This window comes from uncultured Senegalimassilia sp. (genome assembly GCF_934632265.1).
Lineage (GTDB): Bacteria > Actinomycetota > Coriobacteriia > Coriobacteriales > Eggerthellaceae > Senegalimassilia.
The window spans coordinates 1-6,311 of sequence record NZ_CAKTYH010000111.1; the positions used below are offsets into that span (position 1 = coordinate 1).

Below are 6,311 nucleotides of genomic sequence, written 5' to 3' on the forward strand. Positions count from 1 at the left end.
ATACTCGATCGAGGACGCGCGCTTCACCACCGCCTTCGAGGCCACCGACGAGCAGCTGAACGCCGCCGCCGATGCAGCGTGCGACGCCGGCGCAGGCACCGCCGACATCTTCCGCAACTGGTCCTTCGACGCCGACCTCAACCACGCGCAAGGCGACGACGGCCGCGACCGCACGCTGCGCGTCTACCAGCATCGCACCCAGGTTGACCTGGCCGCATACGCCGAGGGCCGCGTGCCCGAGGCTGCCGATGAAGTTGCCATCGACCGCGTATTCGCCACGAACAACGGCATAACCGTCGACGAGGAGGTGGAGCTGTTCGGCCAGCGCTTCACCGTGTGCGGCATCATGACGACCTCCGATAACCAGGCGCTGTTCCAGAGCAACTCCGATTTCACGGTGAACACGCTGACGTTCGGCGTGGCCGAGGTTTCCGAAAGCGGTTTTGCGGCGCTTGAGGCCACGGGGCATCAGCCGGCGTACACGTACTCGGTGCGTTTCGCCGACCGCGACCTGACCGTGGCGCAGCGCACCGATGCCGAGAAGGATATGGTTCGCGCGCTCTCCGACGCCGGGGCGACCGTGGACGACCTGACCGACTCGAGCGCCAACCAGGGCATCGGCTACGCCGCCGACGACGTTGCGGGCGACTCCACCATGTGGAGCGTGCTTCTGTACATGATCATCGCCATCATGGCGTTCGCGTTCGTGGTGCTGACGTCGGGCACCATCGAGGAGGAAAGCGCCATCATCGGCACGCTGATGGCCAGCGGGTATCGTCGCCGCGAGCTGGTGGCGCACTACCTGGCGCTGCCCGCCGCCGTGGGCATCGCCGCCGCCGTTGTGGGCAACGTGGCCGGGTACACCCTGATGAGCGAGCCGATGCGCAACCTGTACTACGGCAGCTACAGCCTGCCGCCCTACCACGCCACCTGGAGCTGGGGCGTGTTCGCGCAGACCACCATGCTGCCCGTGGCCGTGCTGGTGGGCATCACGCTGCTGGGGCTTTTGCGCAAGATGGGCCACACCCCGCTGGAGTTTTTGCGCCACGAAACCAGCAAGGGCGGCGTGAAGCGCGGTTTTGCCCTGCCCGAGCGCCTGAGCTTCACCGCCCGCTTCCGCATGAGGGTGTTTTTGCGCAACCTGGGCAACTTCGCCACGCTGTTCGTGGGAATCGGGTTCGCCAGCATGCTGCTGCTGTTCTCGCTGGCCATTTTGCCCACCATGACGCACTACGCAGAGAACCTGCGCAACAACGTGGTGGCCGAGCACATGTACACGCTGAAGGCGCCGCTGGAGCTGGACGGCACGCAGGCCGACCGCGAGGCGTGGGCCGCCATCGATGAGCTGCAGAGCGTGGAAGGCGGCGAGCTGACCGCCGTGGAGGATGCGGGAGATGCGCTCGAGGATGCGGGCGACGCGTTGCAAACGGCCGCCGACAAGCTTCAGGACGCCGCCACGGCGCTGGCCGCCGCGCCTTCCACAGACGCCATGCAGACTGCGCAGGATGCGCAGGATGACTTCACCCGCGCGCAGGACGCGTTTAGCGCGGCGCAGGATTCGTTCTACGAGAAAATCGATTCCGTAGCCGCTGACCTGGGCAAATCGCGCGATGAGGTGCTGGATATGGTCGAGGATGTCGCCGATATCGACGTCGACTCCGATGATGTCCACCCCGTGAACACCGTGGATAACGGAGCGGGGAAGATCGCGCAGGCCGAGAAGTATGCCGTGTATTCGCTGGATTACAACCGCGGCGAGGGCTCGGGCACGGAGACGATCACCGTGTACGGCGTGCCCGAGGATTCGCGTTATTGGGACGGCCTTGCCGTGGGCGACGGGCGCGTGGTGTTCGGCGGCGGGCTAATCGACAAGTTCGGTTTTGCGGACGGGCAGGCCGTCAGCCTGTACGACAAGTACGAGGACGAGACGCACGAGGTGACCTACGAGGGCGCCGCGTACGCCTGGGGAACGAAGTCCGACATGTCCCTGTACATGAGCCTCGACGACTTCAACCGCTTCTTCGGAAACGACGCCGCCTACTTCAACGGCTACGCCTCCGACCAGGAGCTTGACCTGGACGCACGCTATTTCGCCAGCGAGCTGACGCCCGCGAGCATGGACGCCATCGGCGAGCAGTTCGTCGGCATGATGGACGACATGATCGGCATGCTGGTGGGGCTTTCCGTGTTCATCTTCCTGGTGTTCATGTACCTGCTGACGAAGTCGGTGATCGACCGGTCGGCGCGCGCGATCAGCTACATGAAGGTGTTCGGTTACCGCGATTCCGAGATCAGCCGGCTGTACGTGCGCTCCATCACGCTGACGGTGATCGTGTCGCTGGTAGTGTGCCAACCGCTGATCATCGGCGGGCTGACGCTGCTCTTCCGCGCCATGCTGCTGGCCTACAACGGCAACATCGAGATCTACGTGCCCATGGCGGCGATCGCGCAGGTCATCGCCATCGGGTTCGCCACGTACCTGGCGGTGGCGCTGCTGCACATCCGCCGCATCAAGCGCGTGCCCTTGGCACTGGCGCTGAAGGTCCAGGAGTAGAGGGGCCTTACTGCTCGAAGTCGACGTCCTTGCTTTCGCGGAAGAAGACCAGGGCCACCAGGGCGATCAGGGCCATGCCGCCCAGATACCAACCGAGCGACTGGATGCCGAAGTTCATGACCAGGGCAGATGCGATGGTCGGGGCGAACGCGCCGCCGGTGATGGCCGCCAGGTTGTAGCTCAGGCCGGCTCCGGAATAACGCACTTTCGCGGGGAACAGCTCGGGCAGGTAGCTGCCGCAGGGGCCGAAGATCGTGCCCATGCAGGCGAAGCCGACGCACAGGAACACCATCACGGACAGCACGCTATGAGCGGCAAGCAGCATGGGCGCCACCAGGGCGAACAGCACGGTGCACACGTTGCCGACGACCAGCACCGGCTTGCGGCCGCGCTTGTCGGCGGTCAGGCAGCCCACCAGGATGAACCCGGCGAATAAGAGCACCGAGATCATCTGCATGCCCAGGTACTGCTGCTGCGTGAAGCCCAGCGTGGACACGCCGTAGGACAGCGACCAGGTGCCCAGCACGTAGAACAGCGTGTAGGTGATGCTCATCGTGCAGGTGCCCAGCACCAGGCGGCGCCAATGATGGACCAGGTCACGCAGCGGGGTCTTCGTCGTGCGGTTCTCAGCGGCGGCTTTCTGGAAGACGGGGGTCTCGCTCATGCGCATGCGCACGACCAGGCCGACGATCACGAGCAGGCACGACAGCAAAAACGGGACGCGCCAGCCCCAGGCGACCATCGCGTCGGCGGGAAGCAGAGTGTCGAGCAGCAGGTTCACGCCGTACGCGCAGAAGAAGCCGATGGGCGCGCCGAGGTTCGGGAAGCTGCCGAACAGCGCGCGCTTGTCGGCCGGGGCGTTCTCGGTGGCCACCAGCGCGGCGCCTGACCACTCGCCGGCAAGGCCCAGGCCCTGGCAGGCGCGGCAGACGCACAGCAGCACCACCGCCGCGGGGCCGAGCACGTCGTATCCGGGCAGCAGACCGACGCAAAACGTTGCGGTTCCCATGAGCATCAGGGCTGCGACCAGGGTTTTCTTGCGGCCGAGACGATCGCCGAAGTGGCCGAACAAAAGGCTGCCGAACGGGCGGGCCAGGAAGCTCACCGCAAAGGTGACGAAGGCCAGCAGCGTGGCGAGCACCGGGTCGGACTTGGCGACATCGGTGAAGAAGATGAGGCCGAAGTAGCTTGCCGCGGCGATGGAGTAGCAGTAGTTGTCGTAGAACTCGATGGCGGTGCCGATCATGGACGCGACCATGACCTCGAGAGTTGAGTCGCGCTTGACCTGCGGCTTTGCGGCAACTACTGCCGGTGACGCGACGCCGACGGTAGCGGTTGCCGGGGTCTGGCCGACGGCCAGCTTGACGGATGCGGCGCTCACGGTTGCAGACGCGGGGGCCGCGCCAGCGTATGCGGGTGCGGGAGCCGCCGAGGCGCCGGCCAGGGCCGGCTTCATGCCAAGCTGCGGCATGCTTGCCAGGGGTTTTGCGCCGCGCATCTGTACGTTCGCCCCCTGAGCCTTCCCCCTGTCGAACAGGTGGTTTCGCTGTTGCTGATCGTTCATTTGCCTTGCCTTTCCTTTCCTGCCGCGTTGCCGGTTAGCGGCGCGGCACGTGTGGTCGACGACCGGCCCTGCAAGCGAACGTTGCTTGGGAAAAACGGAAAGCTGTGGCAAAAGGCCAGGTGGGAAAGCCATAGGAAGGAAGGCGAAACACATCAGGCGAAATGCCGGCGCCGCAAAAGGCGGCGCAAAAAGCCGGAGGCCGTTTTTCTCAAACAGCCTCCGGCTTGAAGAACCATCAGCTGCCCGTTTAGGGTTCGGGCAGCTGAAATGCAACCCGGACCCTAGATAATGGAGCTGATAATTCGGATATCCAGATTGGTGCAGGCCATCATGTTTCCTAACGTTTGCGGGCCGCGGCGAAACCGCAAAACCCTGCTTTATGCGCCGAAATGACGCGGTGTGCAAAGCGCATACGCGCTCCCCCGAACGCCCGTTGCGTTCGATGGGCCCATATTCGCACTCCCCCGAAAAACGTCAACCCAATCTGCAACCATCGTCACAGAGTCTTAACATTTCCGACTACGTGAGTGGGATTTTGGATTCGCGGGCAGTCTCGGGCATTTGGGGACGTAGCACTATCTGTCCGATTTTCGGACATATAGTGCTACGTCCCCAAATGTCCGACCGGGAAATCAGGGCGGCCCGAGGGGCGAAAACCCAGCGCGAAACCAGACCTAGAAAGCGGGGCCACCGGAGCCTACTTCTGCGCGAATACCAGGTCGAGCTTGAGGATCTTCCCGCTGGGACCTTGCTGGACGGGAATCCACCCTGCGTACTCGAAACCTTGCTCCGCGTATCGTGCGATGATCTCGCGATAGCCGTTGAGCTCGGACGATTTCGGCGTGGTGAACGGCTCCACGCTTACCTGCTCGAATCGATGCTCCATGTCATTCGCCCCTTTCGGAATCTTTTGCGCCCATTTCACGTTTGAAACGCTCGATGCTTGCCAAAAACGCGCTGGACTTCACCAACGCCAGGCCGCGTTCCTCATCGCCCAGCAACAGCAGCTCATCGCCCGGCTCGATGCCGAACACCTCGCGGGCGCGTTTCGGGATGACCATCTGCCCGCGCTCGCCGACGCGCACCGAACCGAAGATGTGCTTGCCGCGCGGCGGCGGGACCTCCCCAAGCTCGGTCGGCCGGTAATTCGCCAGGACGTCGAGCGTGACGCCTAGCACCTCGGCAAGCGCGCTGCCATTCGCCAGGTCGGGCACGCTTTCGCCCGCCTCCCATTTCGCCACCGTCTGCCGCGACACGCCCACGCGATGCGCCAAGGCCTCTTGCGTCAGCCCCTTCGCACGCCGAAGCATCTGATTATTCGAACTGATCATGCGACACCTCCTGATTGGGATTGTCGCAGGTGGACGCAGCGTTTTCCACCAACTAAACGCGGAATCCGATAGAGGCGCATGTTAAGAGCGGTTGGCATATGGCGCAAGAAGGCGCGCAGGAAAGAAAACCCGGATCATCGGAACGCAATGGGTCGCCTCAATCGCGTGGGCGAAGTTCTGGGCGGTTTCGTAGGCTGCAGAGCGGGACGGCGACGATGCGGAAGCTTCTGACCAGGGGTTATGTCGCGACTGATGGCGCGGACCACGGCAGAGAGCCGGAAAAACCGCACAGAACTCCGGAAGGACGTCAAATTCGGGCCCGTTTTCCTGCAAAACGGCCCAGAACCGGGGGGGTCGCGGCACTAGAGAGCAGCGGGGCCCAAGCCGTCAGCCGCGGGGCGGGCCCAAAGCGCCCGCCCCTCTTCGCCCCCCTTCACGAACCGATTGCCCCAACCTGCAGTTGCGCCCACGCCCCAAACCAAATTCCTCAGGTCGCATGCTTCGTGGTCCTTTGATGCGCAAAACCCTGACGCCTTCGGGTCGCGGATTCTGACATTTCGGGGACGTAGCACTAGATGTCCGAGAATCGGACAGATAGTGCTACGTCCCCGAAGCGTCAGCTCTCTCCCTCACCCCGGCTCGCTCCCCTTGCATCCTCCACCCTGCGTCGCCCCCCTTCGCCGGCTTTTTCCTATTCCGAGTGGTTCGATTGCAATTTCGTGGGAAACGGCTGCTGCGCTGGGGCTTTGGGAGCGGTAGAATAAGCAGGCATACCACTTACCCCTTGCGCGACGCTCCTTCCGCAGGCGCCGCGCGCAGCACATCCGGAAGGAGGCGCCCTATGAAAATGGGTCCTCAGGAC

4 protein-coding genes are annotated in these 6,311 nt (G+C 63.9%); 1 reads left to right on the plus strand and 3 read right to left on the minus strand.

The genetic code is table 11. The features are described 5' to 3' along the window. Positions 1 to 2,554, plus strand: a 2,554-nt coding sequence (locus tag Q0H50_RS07820) for an ABC transporter permease (protein WP_294421119.1), incomplete at its 5' end; no start/stop codon positions are given. A 7-nt stretch (positions 2,555 to 2,561) separates the two neighbouring features. On the opposite strand, the gene Q0H50_RS07825 is transcribed toward Q0H50_RS07820, so the two are convergent. The 3 genes from Q0H50_RS07825 to Q0H50_RS07835 all read right to left on the minus strand — a co-directional run bounded on the left by Q0H50_RS07825 (position 2,562) and on the right by Q0H50_RS07835 (position 5,449). Beyond that, a complete protein-coding gene (locus Q0H50_RS07825) occupies positions 2,562 to 4,118 on the minus strand; it encodes an MFS transporter (RefSeq protein WP_294421121.1) in 1,557 nt (518 codons plus the stop codon). A gap of 697 nt (positions 4,119 to 4,815) precedes the next feature. After that, the gene (locus Q0H50_RS07830; protein WP_294421125.1) at positions 4,816 to 5,004 is read right to left on the minus strand and encodes a hypothetical protein; all 189 of its coding nucleotides are present in this window, start codon (positions 5,002 to 5,004) and stop codon (positions 4,816 to 4,818) included. A 1-nt stretch (position 5,005) separates the two neighbouring features. Next, positions 5,006 to 5,449, minus strand: coding sequence for a helix-turn-helix domain-containing protein (locus Q0H50_RS07835; RefSeq protein ID WP_294421128.1), 444 nt, complete (start codon positions 5,447 to 5,449; stop codon positions 5,006 to 5,008). Between the last annotated feature and the right edge of the window lie 862 nt (positions 5,450 to 6,311).